The sequence below is a fragment of the Pseudomonas sp. PDM01 genome, assembly GCF_014852325.1.
Lineage (GTDB): Bacteria > Pseudomonadota > Gammaproteobacteria > Pseudomonadales > Pseudomonadaceae > Aquipseudomonas > Aquipseudomonas migulae.
The window spans coordinates 46768-64641 of the sequence record NZ_JACVBK010000013.1 but is presented as its reverse complement, the minus strand read 5'-3'; the positions used below and the strand labels follow the sequence as shown (position 1 = coordinate 64641).

At 61.4% G+C, this 17874-nt stretch carries 14 protein-coding genes; 10 read left to right on the top strand and 4 right to left on the bottom strand.

Annotated features, from left to right (window positions below):
• Positions 1-780: 780 nt before the first annotated feature.
• The 3 genes from IB246_RS26975 (at position 781) to IB246_RS26965 (ending at position 3978) form a co-directional block, all read left to right on the top strand.
• On the top strand, positions 781-1644 hold the full coding sequence (locus tag IB246_RS26975) for a LysR family transcriptional regulator (RefSeq protein ID WP_008031541.1): 864 nt from the start codon (positions 781-783) through the stop codon (positions 1642-1644).
• Positions 1645-1750: 106 nt separating this feature from the next.
• Positions 1751-2890 (top strand): sterol desaturase/SRPBCC family protein, encoded by a 1140-nt coding sequence (locus IB246_RS26970; protein WP_008042596.1) that lies wholly within the window; start codon positions 1751-1753, stop codon positions 2888-2890.
• Positions 2887-3978: an SMP-30/gluconolactonase/LRE family protein gene (locus IB246_RS26965; RefSeq protein WP_008031538.1), complete on the top strand. Its 1092-nt coding sequence runs from the start codon at positions 2887-2889 to the stop codon at positions 3976-3978. The genes IB246_RS26970 and IB246_RS26965 overlap by 4 nt, the downstream gene beginning before the upstream one ends.
• Before the next feature lie 154 nt (positions 3979-4132).
• Here the strand turns inward: IB246_RS26965 and IB246_RS26960 are convergent, their stop codons facing one another.
• The 4 genes from IB246_RS26960 to IB246_RS26945 form a co-directional block, all read right to left on the bottom strand.
• Positions 4133-4366, bottom strand: coding sequence for a hypothetical protein (locus IB246_RS26960; protein WP_008031536.1), 234 nt, complete (start codon positions 4364-4366; stop codon positions 4133-4135).
• Positions 4367-4494: 128 nt separating this feature from the next.
• On the bottom strand, positions 4495-7128 hold the full coding sequence (locus IB246_RS26955) for an excinuclease ABC subunit UvrA (protein WP_008042595.1): 2634 nt from the start codon (positions 7126-7128) through the stop codon (positions 4495-4497).
• A gap of 167 nt (positions 7129-7295) precedes the next feature.
• Positions 7296-9359, bottom strand: a complete 2064-nt coding sequence (locus tag IB246_RS26950; RefSeq protein WP_008042587.1) for a PAS domain-containing sensor histidine kinase — start codon at positions 9357-9359, stop codon at positions 7296-7298.
• A gap of 295 nt (positions 9360-9654) precedes the next feature.
• A complete protein-coding gene (locus tag IB246_RS26945) occupies positions 9655-10344 on the bottom strand; it encodes a GntR family transcriptional regulator (protein ID WP_008031530.1) in 690 nt (229 codons plus the stop codon).
• Positions 10345-10484: 140 nt separating this feature from the next.
• Between IB246_RS26945 and IB246_RS26940 the strand changes: the two genes are divergently transcribed.
• From IB246_RS26940 to IB246_RS26910, 7 genes are all read left to right on the top strand, one after another.
• Positions 10485-11570 (top strand): ABC transporter ATP-binding protein, encoded by a 1086-nt coding sequence (locus IB246_RS26940; protein ID WP_008031528.1) that lies wholly within the window; start codon positions 10485-10487, stop codon positions 11568-11570.
• A 1-nt stretch (position 11571) separates the two neighbouring features.
• The gene (locus IB246_RS26935) at positions 11572-12489 is read left to right on the top strand and encodes an ABC transporter permease (RefSeq protein WP_008042584.1); all 918 of its coding nucleotides are present in this window, start codon (positions 11572-11574) and stop codon (positions 12487-12489) included.
• On the top strand, positions 12486-13274 hold the full coding sequence (locus tag IB246_RS26930; protein ID WP_008031524.1) for an ABC transporter permease: 789 nt from the start codon (positions 12486-12488) through the stop codon (positions 13272-13274). The genes IB246_RS26935 and IB246_RS26930 overlap by 4 nt, the downstream gene beginning before the upstream one ends.
• Positions 13275-13294: 20 nt before the next feature.
• Entirely contained in the window at positions 13295-14347 is a 1053-nt protein-coding gene (locus IB246_RS26925; protein ID WP_008042573.1) for an extracellular solute-binding protein, read from the top strand.
• A 131-nt stretch (positions 14348-14478) separates the two neighbouring features.
• Positions 14479-15675 (top strand): amidohydrolase family protein, encoded by a 1197-nt coding sequence (locus IB246_RS26920; RefSeq protein ID WP_008042572.1) that lies wholly within the window; start codon positions 14479-14481, stop codon positions 15673-15675.
• Positions 15672-17159 carry an amidohydrolase family protein gene (locus IB246_RS26915; RefSeq protein ID WP_008042571.1) on the top strand — a complete coding sequence of 496 codons (1488 nt, stop codon included), beginning with the start codon at positions 15672-15674 and terminating at the stop codon, positions 17157-17159. Before IB246_RS26920 ends, IB246_RS26915 begins: the two co-directional genes overlap by 4 nt.
• Positions 17160-17171: 12 nt before the next feature.
• Positions 17172-17834, top strand: a complete 663-nt coding sequence (locus IB246_RS26910) for a flavin reductase family protein (RefSeq protein ID WP_008031517.1) — start codon at positions 17172-17174, stop codon at positions 17832-17834.
• The last annotated feature ends 40 nt before the right edge of the window (positions 17835-17874 follow it).

Here is a 17874-nt window from a genome sequence, read left to right as displayed (position 1 = left end):
GCGGCTAACCCGGCATCCATGCCGGGTTGCCCACTGCGCAGAACCTCCACTCGGCCTTCCGACGGGGCAGATCAAGATCAAAAACCAAAGCAAAAGCGAGGCGGCCTGCCAGCCGACCTGGTTCTTTGCTCGTACGCATCCCCCTGTAGGAGCCGGCTTGCTGGCGATAGCGTCCGTTCAGTCAATAAATATGTTGGATGACCCACCGCTATCGTCGGAACGCCGCCCGCAGCAAGCCGGCTCCTACAGTTGATCGTATTTATCCAAATACATATGCATTTCCTTTGTAGGAGCCAGCTTGCTGGCGATGGACGTCAACGATAACGCGGGCTGTCTGAATGAACGCGTCGCCTAGACGTTTTTCGCCGGCAAGCCGGCTCCTACAGGGATCGGCGTGCGCTTTTGATCTTCACCACTCATCAGGCCGAGCGTTAGCTCGCCTTCCGCTTTTGATCTAAGCGCACCCTCGAGAGGCCGAGTGGAGGTTCTGCGCAGTGGGCAACCCGGCATGGATGCCGGGTTAGCCGCCCCCGGCCATGGATGGCCGATGGCGGCGGGCCCACGGAGCAGGACCGGAGCGAGGGCATGCCGAGCATTAGCGAGGCACCGAACGAAAGGGGCAAAAGCGCTTTGGTTACTTTCGCGCTTTTCGAAAGTGACTCGCCGTAAGGGCGAAACCAATAGCCGCCGTTACCCCAACAACGGATATACACCCAATCAAAAAATGAGAGCCCCACAGTATCCGTTTACAATGCCCACACCTCCCGCACCGGCCGCCCCATGGACATCGACCTCGCCCGCACCTTTCTGGAAATCGTCCGCCACGGCAGCCTCGCCGCGGCCGCTGAAAAACTCCACGTCACCCAGACCGCGATCACCGCACGCGTGCAGAAACTCGAAAGCCAACTGGGCAGCACATTGTTCGTGCGCAACCGCGCCGGCGCCCGTCTGACTCCGAACGGCGAAGCATTTGTGGTGTACGCCAATCAACTGGTCGAAACCTGGGACGCCGCGCGACGGGACTTGCCGTTGCCTGAGGGTTACCACGACGTATTGCACATCGGTGGCGAAGTCAGCCTGTGCAACCCGCTGATGCTCAGCTGGGCCGGCGAGCTGCGGGAGAAGATTCCCAGCCACGCGCTGCGCATGGAGATCCGCGACGGCGAAAACCTGCTGCGCCAACTGGAACTGGGGGTGTTGGACGCGGCGCTGGTCTACCAACCGGAGTATTGGCCGCGCCTGCAAGTAGAACAGGTGCTGGAGGAAAAACTGGTCCTCGTGCGGTTTCCCGGTAAACCCGATCCCTATGTCTACATCGACTGGGGCCCGGATTTCCGTCGCCAGCACGATGCGGCCCTACCGGAAAAAGCCAAGGCCGCCCTGAGCTTCAACCTCGGCCCGCTGGGCTTGCAATACATCCTTGAAAACGGCGGCAGTGGCTATTTCCGTACCCGCGTGGTGCAGAGTTATCTGGAAAGCGGCGTACTGGAACAGGTGCCCAAGGCCCCGGAATTCAGCTACCCGACCTATCTGGTCTATTCCCGCGACCGCGACTCGGCAACCCTGCAACGGGCCTTCGACCTGCTGCGTCAAGTCATCCAGTCCGATGAAGACTGGTCGCAACGCTGGAACCCGCTGACCTGAGTCCGCTTTACACCGGATCATGGCGTTTGTGTCCTCAAGCTTCGGCCCGCCTTGCACGGCGGGATCGTCTAATCTGCTGGGACAACAATAACCACAGGTGACCGCAGTGAGGCAGACCACCGAGGCTTTTCGCAACCGCTATCGCGCAGACATTCATCCCCTCTACAACCCCTGGTTGCACGGCGCCTTTGTGCTGCTGTTCGGTTTGCTGGCCATCGGGTTGTTCTGGAGCACTGTGCACCAGGTGCAACCGCTGGAATGGCTGGCGGTGCCGCTGACGTTATTGTTCTTCAACTTTGGCGTGTACATGGTGCATCGCCACCTGGGGCATCACAAAAAGAGCTTCGCGCGGATGTTCTATGCCCGTCACGCCGGTGACCATCACAGCTTCTTTGCGCCCGGGCACATGACCTACGACAGTGCCCGTGACTGGCGGGTAATCCTGTTTCCGGCGTGGCTGATCGTGGTCCACACACTCGTCATTACCCTGCCCGTCTGGTGGCTGCTTGAGCAGTTCGATGCCAACGTCGCCGGGCTTTTCGGTGGCTGCCTGGTCCTTGGTTACCTGACTTATGAAGTGTTTCATGCCTGCGAGCACCTGCCGCCCGAGAACCCGGTCACACGCTTGCCGTGGATCCGCCAGATGCGCCGTCTGCATGAGCTGCATCACCGTCGCGAGTTGATGCAGGAACGCAACTTCAACATCGTTTTTCCGCTGATGGACTACCTGTTCGGCACGCTCTATTGGGAGCCCGAGCCGACCTACCTGACGAGAGCGCCCATGACCAGCATGCAGCATCAGATCAACATTGCCGGCAACCCGATTGACGTGCTCGCCTACGCCAGCACCGTGACCCGTTGGCCCGAATGGCACCCGTCGTCGCTCAAGGTCGATGGTCCGGGCGGCTCGCTGCATGCCGGGGCGCGGTTCGAGGAAGACATCCGCGCCGGCGGGCGCGAGGGGCATCTGAGCTGGGTGGTCGACGAGTACCTGCCCGGTCGCCGCTGGATCGCGCGGGCTCATGGTGACAACGGACTGTCGCTGGTGGTGACTTACGAATGCACGGCCGAGGGCGATGGCACGCGGTTTGTCCGTACCCTGGATTATCAGTTCAGCGGCCTGGCAATGCGCATCGCCAATCGACTGTTGCTCAAGCGGCGCATTGACCGTGAATCGGCAGCATCGATGCAGGCCTTGCGCGAGATGACGCACAAACACCTGGCCACCGCAGGAGCCAACGCGTGAGTCGAACCGTCAAGTTTCGTCATGTCGTGTTGTTGGTGATCGTGGCCATCGCGGCCTTTCTGCTGCTGATGCCGACCAAGGTGCAACCGGTGGCCTGGACTCCGCCGCCGGCACCGTCCCTCACCAGCGGCCCCTACGCCGACAATCAACGCCTCAAAGGTGTGGAGCGTGTCGGCGCGGCGGATATCGACGGGCCGGAAGCGTTGCTGCTGGAGAACAATGCGCTCATTACGGGCCTGCATGACGGCCGTCTGATCCGCACCAGCCTCGACGGCGAAGCCACCAAGGTGCTGGCCGATACCGGCGGCCGACCGCTGGGCCTGGCGCGTCACCCCAATGGTTTGCTGGTGATCGCCGACGGGATCAAGGGCTTGCTGTCGCTGGACGCCCAGGGTCGCTTGATTCCATTGACCACAGAGGCCAACAGCGTGCCCTTCGGCTTCACTGATGACGTGGTCATCGACAAGTCGGGGCACTACGCCTATTTCAGCGATGCTTCCAGCCGCTTCGGCTATGGCAGCGATGGCGACGCGATCATCGAGCATGGCGGCGACGGTCGCTTGCTGCGTTATGACTTCCAGACCGGTAAAACCACGGTCCTGCTGGATAAGCTGGAGTTTGCCAACGGCGTGACGCTGGGCCCGGACGATGCCTTTGTGCTGGTGAACGAGACCGGCGCCTATCGCATCAGCCGTTACTGGCTGAGCGGACCCAAGGCAGGCACCCACGATCTGTTTATCGACAATTTGCCGGGCTTGCCGGACAACCTGGCGTTCAATGGCCGAGACCGTTTCTGGGTGGCGCTGTATGCACCGCGCAACGCCCTGCTCGATGCCACGGCGCCGCATCCCTTCGTGCGCAAGATGATTGTGCGGGCGATGACGGTCCTGCCCAAACCCATAGAGAAACGTGGGTTTGTCCTGGGACTGGATCTGGAGGGAAAGGTGATCGCCAATCTGCAGGATGGCAGCAGCGGCAACTACTCACCGATCACCACGGTGCGTGAATATGGGGAGTGGTTGTATTTCGGCTCGTTGAAGGCCAGACACATGGTGCGATTGCCGCTCGCCACCGCGTTGTCGAACTGACCTGTAGGAACTGGCTTGCCAGCGATGGCGTCATCGTGGCCACCATCGCTTCGCCAGCAAGCTGGCTCCTACAGGTTCGGTGTCGTTCAAAAGTTAACGGGGATCCATTCGCTATGGGGTTCTGCGTTGTCGGTTTCCTTTCGGGAGCGACACGTCAGGACGGGACCTGAAGCTGTTGGACGATCTTCTCCTTGACCTGAAAGCGCTTCTCCTTGAGCTTCTTCACTGAGTCATCGCTGGACTTGGCCTGCTCTGCCTTCACCACTTCGGCATCCGCCTGCGAATACTTGTTGATCAGTGAATCCAGTAACGGATCCTTGGTGCGTTTTTGCTGGATATCTTCCTTTGAAAGTTTCAAATCCTGATAAAGGTCGTGTGGCACCGGCATGGAACACCTCCGTTTGTTGATCGGCGGCAAACGCGATCGATTGCGTTCACCAACTATCAGAATGGCCTCGGTTAGCGGGTTCTGTCGACCGCCTATCAGACCAGCGGTGTCCGTTCGTCGTCCTGGCACTACGTATTGAGGGTTCTGGCGAGGAACGGCGCGGTCCGGCTTTTTTTGCTGCTGGCGACTTTCTGCGGCGGGCCCGCCACCACAATCTTGCCGCCCTGATCCCCGGCCCCCGGTCCGATGTCGATCACCCAGTCACTTTGGGCTACCACGCGCATTTCATGTTCGACGACGATCACCGTGTGCCCCGCCGTCACCAGCGTGTTCAACTGTTCGAGCAGGCGATCGACATCCCGCGGGTGCAACCCGGTGGTGGGCTCGTCAAGCACGTAAAGCGTTGCCCCGCGCTGGTTGCGTTGCAGTTCGGTGGCCAGTTTGATGCGCTGGGCTTCGCCGCCCGACAACTCGGTCGCCGGTTGGCCGAGCCGCAGGTAACCCAGGCCGATATCGCGCAGCACTTCCAGTGAGCGGCGAATACCCGATTGCTCGGCAAACACTTCGACCGCTTCATCCACCGTCAATTGCAATACCTGCGCAATGCTCAATCCCTGCCAGGTAATCGCCAGCGTCTCGGGGTTGTAGCGGGCGCCATGGCAAGTCGGGCATGGTGCGTAGACGCTGGGCATGAAGAGCAATTCGACGCTGACAAAACCCTCGCCTTCGCAGGTCGGGCAGCGACCCTTGGCGACGTTGAAGGAGAACTGACCGGCGTCGTAGCCCTTGGCTTGCGCCTCGGGCGTGGCGGCATAGAGTTTGCGCACGTTGTCGAACAGCCCGGTGTAAGTCGCCAGGTTAGAACGCGGCGTACGGCCGATGGGTTTCTGATCGACTTGCACCAGCCGCTTGATCGACTCCAGCCCTGCGCTGACCTGACCGCCACTGACTTGCGGTGCATCGTCCTCAAGGCTCAACTCTTCTGCCTCGCTGTCACTGGCGGCGCGCCCGAGATGCGCGCCCACTATTTCCAGCAATGCCTGACTGACCAGGCTTGATTTGCCGGAGCCCGAGACGCCGGTCACCGAGGTGAAACAGCCCAGCGGAAACTCGACGCTGAGGTTATTCAGGTTGTTGCGAGTGATGCCTTCCAGCCGTAGCCAATCGGCCGGCTTGCGGCTGGCTCGCGGCAGCCTGACCTGATCGGCGAACAGGTAGGCGCGGGTCTGCGAGTTCGTTACGTCGGCCAGGCCCTGCGGTGGACCGCTGTACAGAATCCGGCCGCCATGCTCACCCGCCGCCGGCCCGACATCGATCAGCCAGTCGGCGCGGCGCATGGTTTCCAGATCATGCTCGACCACAAACAGCGTGTTGCCCGCCGCTTTCAAACGTTGCAGGGCTTCGAACAGCGCTTCGCCATCCGCCGGGTGCAGACCGGCCGACGGTTCGTCCAGCACGTAAATCACCCCGAACAACTGCGAACCCAATTGCGTCGCCAGACGCAGGCGCTGCAACTCGCCGGACGACAACGTCGGCGTGCTGCGCTCCAGTGCCAGGTAACCGAGCCCCAGGTCCGTCAACGTGCTGACCCGCTCCAGCAAATCCTGGGCGATGCGTTGCGCGGCCAGGCGTTTTTCCACCGACAGGTTCGGCGTATGGCGCACATCCGGTGCATGGGCGTGACCACTGGCGCCGTGGGCCACTCGCTGCTCACGGGCCTCGCGGGTCTGCTCGTGGGTCAAGACCTCGCCCGCCTCATCGGCCTGGTCGAGGTAACTGTGCGCCGCCACTGGTTTCAATACGTCGGCCACTTGCAGCAACGGCATTTGCGCCAACTCGCCGATGTCGTAACCGGCAAAGGTCACCGACAACGCCTCGCGTTTCAGGCGCTTGCCGTCGCACAGCGGGCAAGGGCTGCCGAGCATGAATTGCGAGACGCGCTTCTTCATCAGCGCACTTTGCGAGTGGGTGAACGTGTGCAGGATGTAGCGCCGGGCACCGGTGAAGGTGCCCTGGTAACTCGGCTCCATGTTGCGCTTGAGCGCGACTTTGGTTTCTTCGGGTGTGAGCCCGGCATACACCGGAACGGTCGGGGTTTCTTCGGTGAAAAGAATCCAGTCGCGCAGCTTTTTCGGCAGGTCGCGCCAGGGTTTATCGACGTCGTAGCCCATGGTCACGAGGATGTCCCGCAGGTTCTGTCCTTGCCACGCCGTGGGCCAGGAAGCGACCGCGCGCTGGCGAATGGTCAGGCTCGGGTCCGGGACCATCAGCGCTTCGGTGACTTCATAGACCCGGCCCAAACCATGACATTCAGGGCAGGCGCCCTGGGGCGTGTTCGGTGAAAAGTCTTCGGCGTAGAGCATCGGTTGCCCCGGCGGATAGCTGCCGGCGCGCGAATACAGCATGCGGATCAGGCTCGACAACGTGGTCACGCTGCCCACCGAAGACCGCGTGCTCGGCGTGCCCCGTTGTTGTTGCAAGGCGACCGCTGGCGGCAGGCCTTCGATGGAGTCGACATCCGGCACACCAACCTGGTCGATCAGACGCCGCGCATACGGCGCCACGGATTCGAAATAACGGCGTTGCGCTTCGGCGTACAGGGTCGAAAACGCCAGGGATGACTTGCCGGAACCGGAGACGCCGGTGAACACCACCAGCGCATCACGGGGGATATCGACGTCGATGTTCTTGAGGTTGTGTTCACGGGCCCCGCGTACCCTGACCATGCCGGAAGGAGGATTGGAGGTGCGCTTTGAAGTCATCAGGTGGCCTTGATCAAAAAGTTCGAAGGATTAACGCATTGCCAGGAATTTACGCGAATCCAATTGTAGGAGCCGGCTTGCCGGCGATAGCGGTGTGTCAGGCGATATCTTTATCGGCTGGCAGGACGCCATCGCCGGCAAGCCGGCTCCTACAATTGGATCGGGGTTCAGCCGTTGAGGACGGTGCGGACCATTCGGGTCAGCGCCTCGGGACCATAGGGTTTGCTCAGCAAAAAGGTATCGGGGCTGAGCTGGTGATTGCGCGAAATAATGTCACGAGTGTGGCCGGACGTGAACAGTACGGCCACCGGTGGCGTTTGCACTTTGGCCCAGGCGGCAAGGTCCGAGCTTTTGATCAGGCCGGGCATGACCACGTCGGTGAAAATCAGCTGAACCACCACGCCATCGAGCAACATCTGCATGGCGGCATCACCGTTGGCGGCGGTCAGGACCTGATAGCCCTCCTCGCTCAATAATTCCACCGCCGAAGCGCGCACCGCTTCATTGTCCTCGACCACCAAAATGGTTTCATGCCCACCGCGTTGCTGCGTGTCATGGGTCGCTGTTTCACTGAGCAACGGGCGCAGGCTGCGTGGAAAATACAACTGCACGCGCGTGCCCTGCCCCTCGACGCTGGACATCTCGATGTGCCCGTCACTCTGTTTGACGAAACCGAACACCATGCTCAACCCCAACCCCGTACCCTGACCATCGGCCTTGGTGGTGAAAAACGGTTCAAACGCTTGCGCGAGCACTTGCGGTGGCATACCGAGGCCGGTATCCGCGACGGCGACACGCACGTAATCGCCAGGCGAAATACCTTTGCCCGCGCAAAACTTGCGGTCGAGGGTAACGTTCTCGGCGCTCAACTCAATGGTGCCTTCGCCCGCCATGGCGTCACGGGCATTGATCGCGAGATTGAGAATGGCGTTTTCCAGTTGGTTTCGATCGACGTTGATGTGCCAGGACGCTTGAGGCAACCGCACATCGATCTGGATGGTTTCGCCCAGCGCCCGTTGCAGCAACTCGCCCAGGCCTTCGAAGATCTGTCGTGGGTCGCAGACCGCCGGCGACAACGGCTGACGGCGGGCGAAGGCGAGCAATTGCGAAGACAGTTTCGCGCCCCGCTCCACCGCCGCAATCGACGCCGAGACCCGACGCTGCACGTTGGCATTGTCCGGTTCATGCCGCGCCAGCAGGTGCAGGTTGCCGGCGATCACTTGCAGCAGGTTATTGAAGTCATGGGCCACGCCCCCCGTGAGACCGCCAATGGCTTCGAGCTTCTGCGACTGGCGCAGTTGCTCTTCCGCCGCCAGCCGCGCTTCGACTTCGTCGGCGACGCGCTGCTCCAGGTTTCGGGTGAATTTGAGCAGGGACTCTTCGGCGGTCTTGCGTTCGTGGATGTCGATCAATACGCCGGGAAAGCGGAACGGCTCACCCTGCTCATCGAATTCGCAGCAACCGCTGGCCTGCACCCACAGGTAACTGCCGTCGGGACGCAGGACCCGATATTCGGCGTTGAAAGGTTCACCGGTGGTGATGGATTGATTGACTTGCTCATTGACCCAACTGCGGTCGTCGGGATGAATCCGCGCTTCTGCGAATTCCGTTGGCAGGTTGCCCAGGTCATGCTCGGCCGGGAAGGAAAAGGTCCGGGCAAAGCGTTCATCGCCGGAGAGCCGATTGCCTTTGATGTCCCAGACGAACGAGCCGAGCAAGGCACCGGCGTTCAACGCCAGGCGCACCCGTTCATTGTCGGCGTGGTAGGCGTCTTCGGCCTCCTGGCGCCGGCGTTCGGAGATCACATGCTCCGTGGTTTCGACCACCATCGCCATGACCCCGGCCGGCATCCCCTCGTCATTCGCCACCGGGCTGTAATACAGGTCCAGCCAGACGTTTTCGGGGACGCCGTCGCGCAACAGCACCAGCTCTTTGTTGCGATAGGACAACGTGCCACCCGCCAGACAGGTGTCAACCACATGACGATTGAAATCGGCGACTTCCGGCCAGCCCAGCTCCACCGGGGAGCCCAACAGATAAGGATGTCGGCCACCGGCGAACGACGAGTACGCATCGTTATAGATCATGTAGCCGGGGCGGCCCCAGAGCATCACCATTGGCAGCGGCGACGCGAGCAGCAATTGCACCGCGCTGCACAGGCTGGCGGGCCAGGTCTCCAGGCTTCCCAGTTCGGTGCGACTCCAGTCGAACGCACGGATGCGTCCGGCCATTTCACCGTTCCATCCAGCACACCCGTGGCTATCGTCTAGAAACTGCATCGACTGGCTCTGTGTCCTGTGATTGGCGCCCGTTTGTTTCGAGCACTGCGGATGCCAATGGTTTCATAGAGGTTAGCTGATTCTCGCGGTCCCCTCAGGGACCGGGAATCTGCGGCTGCTACAAATCCCTGTGGGAGCGAGCCTGCTCGCGATGAGGGCGTGACACTCGACATCTTCATCGACTGTTACACCGCTATCGCGAGCAGGCTCGCTCCCACAGGTACCAAGTCAGGTTTGAGTTTTGTGATCAAACCTCAATCAGGTGTTTGAGCGGGTGATACCCAGTCTTCAACGTGGCGGCGACGTCCAGGATCGCCTTCTCGATGCCGTTCAAATGGATGCAGGTCAGTTCGATGGCGGCGCTCTGGTTGCCGGCCTCGATGTACTCGATCAGGCGCAGGTGCTCATCGTCGCGGCAGGCTTCGTGGCTGTCGTCGTCCAGCGCGGCGGCGTACAGCGAGGCGCGGGAGATCAGTTTGCGGAACCAGTCCAGCAACACCGGGTTGTTCAGGCTTTGCGCGAGTTTGATGTGGAACTCGCCGAGCAGATGAATCAGCCGTTCATGGTCGCCGTTGCGATGCGCTTCATCCTCGAGCAACAGGTGATCGCGCAGGTCCCGGGTCACGGCGGTGTCACGACGCCGGCAGAGCTCAGTGACGATGCCGATCTCGATCAGGCGTCGCGTTTCAAACAGCGAACGGATCTCTTCATCGCTGGGCAACGACACCGATGCACCCTTATTGGGCTCGGTCGTCACCAATCCATCCGCCTCCAATTGCTTGAGCGCGGCACGAACCGACGTTCGGCTGACATTAAAAAGTTCGGCCAGCGAAGTCTCCCCAAGCTTCATGCCAGGACGCAGCGAACGCTTACTGATCGCCTCGTAAACCCCTTGGTAGACGCGGTCGACCGTGGTCTCGAGTTTCTTCTCGGTCATCTCAACACTCCTTTAGCGCTAAACAACCGGCCCCAGGCGATGAGCAGCCTTTGAAAAAGGGGGTTGCACGAGCAGATTAATCCGGTTATTTGTAGATTGCATCCAGATATTGCATACAATAATTAGAGGATTGCACCATTATGGGTCAACCAATAGCTATCGAAGTGCGTAACGTCTCCAAGCGGTATTCCGACGATCCGGGGCTGGCTCCAGCCCTCGACAACGTGTCAGTCGACATTGCCGACAACGAATTCTTCACCCTGCTCGGCCCGTCCGGCTGTGGCAAAACCACCCTGCTGCGCACCATCGCCGGTTTCGAACACGTCAGCGATGGCGAGATCCGTCTCGCCGGCGAACCGGTCAACGACCTGCCGCCGTTCAAGCGCCGGGTCAATACCGTCTTCCAGAGCTATGCGCTGTTTCCACACATGAGCGTCGCGCAGAATATCGCCTTCGGGCTCGAGATGCAGGGCCTTGATCACAAGGTTATTCCTCGGCGTGTCGATGAGATGCTGGCGCTGGTGCAAATGCAACACCTGGCCAGGCGCAAACCCGCCGAGTTGTCCGGTGGCCAGCAACAACGCGTGGCTCTGGCGCGCGCCCTGGCGCCAAAACCGAAAGTGTTGCTGCTCGACGAACCCCTGTCGGCGCTCGACCTCAAGCTGCGTAAAGAGATGCAGGTCGAACTCAAGCGCGTGCAGAAGGAAGCCGGGATCACCTTCATTTTCGTCACCCACGATCAGGAAGAAGCCCTGACCCTGTCTGACCGCATTGCCGTGATGTCCGCCGGCAAGATCCTGCAGATCGGCACCCCCAACGATATTTACGAACGGCCGCAGCATCAGTTCGTCGCCCAGTTCATCGGCGACATCAATTTTCTGCCCGGTCATCTCAAGCGCGGCCAGCAGAACGAAAAGCTCTTCGTGCCCAGCGGCATGCCGGTGGAGATCCCCTGCCCGGCCCAGGGTTTCGACGGCAACAACGTGCAACTGGCGTTCCGCCCGGAGCGCTCGCAACTGGTCGACGTCGGGCAGCCTCATCACCTGCGCGGCGTGATCGAAGCAGTGTTGTATGTCGGCACCGCGACGCTTTATCAGTGCCGCTTGAACAACGACATCAAGGTCATGTTGCGCGAGAACAACGAAGGCCTGAACCGTGGCCGGGTGGTGGGTGATCGTGTCGCGGTCAATCTGCCGCCCCACGCCTGCCTGTTGATGGAGGCCTGAGATGAGCGTCAGCAGCACTTCCCCCGCTCTCAACCGCGCGCTGTTGCTCAGCCCGGTGGTTCTGACTTTGCTGGCACTGATCGCAATTCCGCTGGGCATCATGGGCTACATCAGCCTGTTGCCGCGCAACGTCTACGGCGGCGTCGACTGGCAAGCCAACTGGCAATTGCAAAGCTACGTGCAGCTGTTTTTCCAGGAAGGATTCGACGGTGAACTGGAGCTGAACTGGGTCTACGCCCAAGCCTTGTTGCGCTCGGTGTTCCAGGCCGGCGGCACGACGTTGTTGTGTTTCCTGTTCGGCTTCCCGGTGGCGTTGTGGATGTCGAGCCTGACCCCGCGCCGGCGCAACCTCATGGTCTTGCTGATCACCATTCCGTTCTGGACCAACCTGCTGATCCGCAACTACGCGTGGCTGATCATCCTGCGTGAACACGGTTGGGTCGCGCAGAGCCTCAACACGCTGTTCCCGCAGGCGGGCGGCATCACCCTGCTCTACAACGACTTCGCCGTCAGCGTCGGGCTGGTTTATAGCTTCCTGCCGTTCATGATTTTGCCGATCTATTCGACCCTGGAAAAACTCGACTGGCGCCTGGTGGAAGCGGCCTACGACCTGGGCGCCAACCGCTGGCACGCGCTGAAGCGAATCATCCTGCCGCTGTCGATGCCCGGCGTGATTGCCGGCGCGCTGCTGGTGTTCGTGCCGAGCCTCGGCGCCTTCATCACCCCGGCGATTCTCGGCGGCGGCAAGACGCTGATGATCGGCAACCTGATCCAGCAACAGTTCGGCACCGCGCGCAACTGGCCGCTGGGCAGTTCGCTGTCGTTCCTGTTGCTGGGGATTCTGCTGCTGTCGCTGGTGGGGTACGCCCTCTATAGCCGCAGCGCCGCCAAAACTCTACGTCGGGGAGCCACCGCATGATCGCCCTGCACCTGAAAAAACTGCCGCTGACCCGCGAAGTCAGCCTGCTGATCCTCGCGTACCTGTACGTACCGATCTTCGTGCTGATCGCCTACAGCTTCAACGCCAACCGCTCGGCGACGGTGTGGACCGAGTTTTCATTCGCCTGGTACGGGCGGATTCTGGCCAACCCGTCGATCCAGACCGCAGCGCTGAACTCGATCATCGTCGCCAGCATCGCCACGGTCTGCGCCACGGCCATTGCGCTGCTCGCGGCGCTGGCGACTTACCGGCCGTTCTATGGACAGAAAATGGTCGAGGGCGGGATCAACCTGCCGCTGATCCTGCCGGAGATCGTTACCGCTGTTGCCACCCTGCTGCTGTTCATGGCGCTGGGGATCAAGCTCGGTTTGCTGACGGTGATTGTCGCGCACGTCGGCTTCTGCATTCCCTTCGCGTACCTACCAATTCGTGCACGGCTCAATGATCTCGACAAAAGCCTGCTGGAGGCGGCGAACGATTTGTACGCCAACCCGTGGCAGGTGTTTCGCCGGGTGACGCTGCCGTTGCTGTGGCCGGCGGTGCTGTCCGGTTCGGTGCTGGCGTTCGTGGTCAGCCTCGACGATTTCATCATGACGTTCTTTGTCGCCGGGCCGGGTTCAACCACCTTGCCGGTGTACATCTTCTCGGCGATCAAGGCCGGCGTGACGCCGGAGATCAATGCGATCTCGACCCTGATGCTGGTGATTTCCATCGTGCTGGTGGTGCTGGCCTTCTGGCTGGGACAGCGCGGCAAAAACCAATAAATCCTGGAGCGCACAAAAACATGAAAATGAAAAAACTGTGTTTCGCCGTCACCGGTCTGGCCCTGAGTTGCTTCACCGCGTTCAGCGTACAGGCCGCCGAGCCCAAGGAGTTGTTCTTCTACAACTGGACCGATTACTACCCGGTGGACCTGCTGGCCAAATTCGAAAAGGAGACCGGCATCAAGGTCACCATGGACGGTTACGACAGCAACGAAACCCTGCTGGCCAAATTGCAGGCCGGTGGTGCGGCGTATGACGTGATCGTGCCGTCGCAGTCGATCATGCGCACGCTGATCAATCAGAACCTGCTGCTGGAAATCGACGCATCGACCCTGCCCAATTTCCAGCACGTCAAACCGGCGTTCCGCGACCCGAGCTTCGACCCCGGTCGCAAGTTCTCGGCGCCGTACCTGTGGGGCACCACCGGGTTCTCCTATGACAGCGCACGCGTGCCGGGCGGCAAACTGGACGATTCGTGGAAGGAGTTCTTCGAGCCACGCAAGGAACTGCAAGGCCAACTCGCCGCGCTCGACACCTCCAGCAGCGTGATCAACGCCGCCAGCCACTATCTGAACGTCGACGAATGCAGCGAAAACCCGCAGGACGCCAAGCGCATTCTGGAACTGCTGCAAAAGCAGAAACCGTTCCTGAAGATGTACAGCTCGGACAACACCGTCGACCGCATGGCCTCTGGTGAAGTGATCATGATGCAGAACTGGAACGGCTCCACCGCCCGGGCCACGTTGCAGAAGAGCAGCATCAAGTACGTGTATCCGCGTGAAGGCCTGGCGATGTTCCAGGACAACTTCGCCGTACCGAAAAGCGCGCCGCACCCCGGCAACGCGAAGATCTTCATCGACTGGATGATGAAACCGGAAAACGCCGCCGCCGTGTCCAATGCGATCGCCTATGCCAACGGCATTCAGAGCGACAAGCTGATCGACGCCAAATGGCGGGTGATGGACGCGATCAACATGCCCGACGAGTTCGCCTCGCGCCTGCGCCCTGAGAAAGAGTGCAGCAACAAGGCGCGTGAGCTGCAGGACCGGATCTGGTCGAAGCTCAAGGGCTGATTGCTCGGCTTGAGACCGAGTTGCGGCCTTCGCGGGCAAGCCTCGCTCCTACAAGAGCAGCGCAGGACCTGTAGGAGCGAGGCTTGCCCGCGAAGAGGCCTGCCCAAACACCACAAAGCTTGAGGTTTGAAATGAATGCCCCCCGCTGGCTGCGCAACGTGCGGCCCTACGGTTCCAACGCTGAAGACCTGCTGATCGAAAACGGCCTGTTCAAACAACGTCGCCCGGCATCGTCCGCACCACTGACCGCCACCGACATCGACGGCCAGAACCAGCTCCTCACCCCGGCCCTGGTGGAAAGCCACGTCCACCTCGACAAAACCCTCTGGGGCCAACCCTGGCGCCCGAACAGCGCCGGGCCGACGCTCAAGGACTACATCGCCAACGAGCGCCGCGTGCTGCGTGAAGTTCAGAGCCCCATCGCCGAGCGAGCCGGCGCCCTGCTGGAAAACTGCATCGCCCGTGGTTCGCTGACCATGCGTTGCCACGTCGACATCGACCCGGATTTCGGCCTGCGTCATGTCGAAGCCATGCAACAACTGCGCGAACGCTACCGCGACCTGATCGACCTGCAACTGGTGGTATTCCCGCAAACCGGCCTGATCAGCCGCCCGGGCACCGCCGAGCTGATGCGCGAGGCCATGGCCCTGGGCGTGGAAAACGTCGGGGGGCTCGACCCGTGCGGCATCGACAACGACCCCGTCGCCCAACTGGATTTCGTGTTCAAACTGGCCAGCGAATTCGACCGTGGTGTCGATATTCACCTGCACGACAAAGGTGAACTGGGCCTGTGGCAAATCGCGCTGATCGCCGATTACACCGAGCATTTCGGGCGCCATGGCCGAGTGATGATCAGCCACGCCTATTGCCTCGGGATGTTGCCTTGGAGCCAGGTCAAACCCGTGGCCGAACGCTTGGCGGCGCTGGGCATTTCGTTGATGAGTTCGGCACCGGCCGATTGCGCGGTGCCGCCGTTCCTGGCGTTGCGCGAGGCCGGGGTGAACGTGTGCCTGGGTTCGGACGGCATCCGCGACGCCTGGTCGCCCATGGGTAACGGCGACATGCTGGAACGGGCGATGCTGCTGGCGTTCCGTTTCGACTTGAACAAGGACGAGGAACTGGCGGCGGCGTTTGCAGCGGCGACGGTGAATGGTGCGCTGGCGTTGGGCTGCGAGGATTATGGCGTGGAGCTCGGTCAACCGGCGGACTTCCTGTTGATGCCGGTGCAGACGCTGGGTGAAGCCGTGGTGGCTCGACCGCTGCGACAGGTCTATCGGCGCGGCGAGCTGATTGCCGCAGGTGGTCGACTGCTGGAAAGCCGGTTGTGAAGCGCATCGCCCTGAAAAGCAGCTGCGTGGTCGGCTTCGACGGCACGCAGCATGTGCTGTGGCGCGACGGCGAAGTGGTGTTCGAGGGCTCGCGCATTGTGTTTGTCGGGCGTGGTTATTCGGGGCCGGTGGATCAGTGGATCGATTACGGCAACGCGCTGATCGGTCCCGGCTTCATCGATCTGGATGCACTCGGCGACCTCGATTCCACGGTGCTGACGCTGGACAACGGCGATGAACGCGACATGGGGCGGATGTGGTCCGAGGACTATCTGGCGGCAGGTCCGCGGGAGAGTTACAGCGCGGATGAAGAGGTTTTCAAATACCGCTACGCCTTCACGCAACTGATCCGTAATGGCATCACCACCGCCATGCCGATCACCTCGATGTATTACCGCGAGTGGGCCGAGACCTACGACGAATTTTCTGCGGTGGCTGGCGTGGCGGCCGAGCTGGGACTGCGGACTTACCTCGGGCCCTGCTACATGAGTGGCATGAGTTATTGGCGCGCCAATGGCAGCCTCGGGCATCACTGGGATGAAGCGCGGGGCCTGGCCGGGCTCGACGCTGCGGCCCGTTTTTTCCAGGATTTCGACGGTGCACATGACGGTTTGATTCGCGGCGCGCTGCTGCCGGATCGCATCCAGACCTGCACCCCGGCGCTGCTGCAACGCACCGCCGCGCTGAGCCGCGAACTGAACGCGCCGATGCGCTTGCATTGCTGTCAGGGCCTCGGCGAAGTGGCGATGGTCGACCAGTTGCGGGGCGTTTCGCCGCTGGCCTGGCTGGAGCAGTTGAACCTGCTGACCCCGCGCAGCCTGCTGCCCCACGGCATTTACACCCAAGGTGATGCAGACCTGCAACGGCTGGTGGATGGCGGCGCGAGCCTGGTGCATTGCCCGGTGGTGTTTGCCCGGGACGGCGAGGCGCTGAACTCGTTCGGACGCTATCGGGCCAAGGGCATCAACTTTGCGCTGGGCACCGACACCTGGCCGGCGGACCTGCTGGAGAACATGCGTCAGGGGTTGAACATCGCTCGCTTGATGGAGGGCGGCGGTTCGCTGACCAGCGCCCTGGATTTTTACAACGCGGCCACACTCGGGGGCGCCAAGGCGTTGGGGCGTGACGACATCGGTCGTCTGGCACCGGGAGCCAAGGCCGACATCACGGTGTTCAACCTTCGCGGTCTGCACCTCGGGCCGCTATTCGACCCCTTGAAAAACCTGGTGCTGGCCGGACGCGGTGACGACTGCATCGCCAGCTACATCGATGGCCGCTGCGTGATGCAGGACGGACAGGTTCAAGGCGCCGACTACCCCGCCCTGCAACGCCAGGCCCAACGACAATTCGAAACACTGATGCGCAGCCACAGCGATCGAGCCTTCGGTCGACCGGACTGGAAAAGCCTGTTCAAACCGGCCATCCCGTTCGCCGATGACTACAGCGCACAAGCGCCGCTGAGCGCGATTGATCCCCTTCCTTAGAGATTTCTGCCCATGCAAAGCTTCGACTTCAGCACCCTCAGTGCGCGGGACAAATACAAGATTCTGATCGGCAGCGTAGTGCCTCGGCCCATCGCGCTGGTCACCACGATTGATGGCGAAGGACGGATCAACGCCGCGCCGTTCAGCTTCTTCAATGCGCTGTCCGCCGACCCGCCGATCCTCGCACTGGGCGTGGAAAACTATGGGGACCAGAGCCCCAAGGACACCACGCGCAATATCCAGCTCAATCAGGAATTCACCGTCAATATCGTCAGTGATGCGCTGGTGGAAGCGATGAATGTCTGCGCCGTGCCTTTCGCTCCCGGGTTCGACGAACTGACCGCCGCCGGACTCACCGCGATTCCCGGCACCACGGTCAAATGCCCGCGGATCGGCGAGGCGCCCGTGGCGCTGGAATGCCGACGGATGATGGCGCTGTCCATCGGGCAGTCGCGGGAGATTATTTTCGGCGAAGTGCTGATGGCGCATGTGCGGGATGAACTGATCGACCCGAAAACCCTGTACATCGATCAGCTCGGGCTTGATGCGATCGGGCGAATGGGTGGACATGGGTATGCGCGTACGCGGGATTATTTCGATTTGCCGACCCGGTCGTTGCAGGCGTGGACGGATGCGCCGGGCGGTGGCGAACGGTTTTGGCCAGAGGCTAAATAATCAGAAAGTCACCACAACCTGTAGGAGCCGGCTTGCTGGC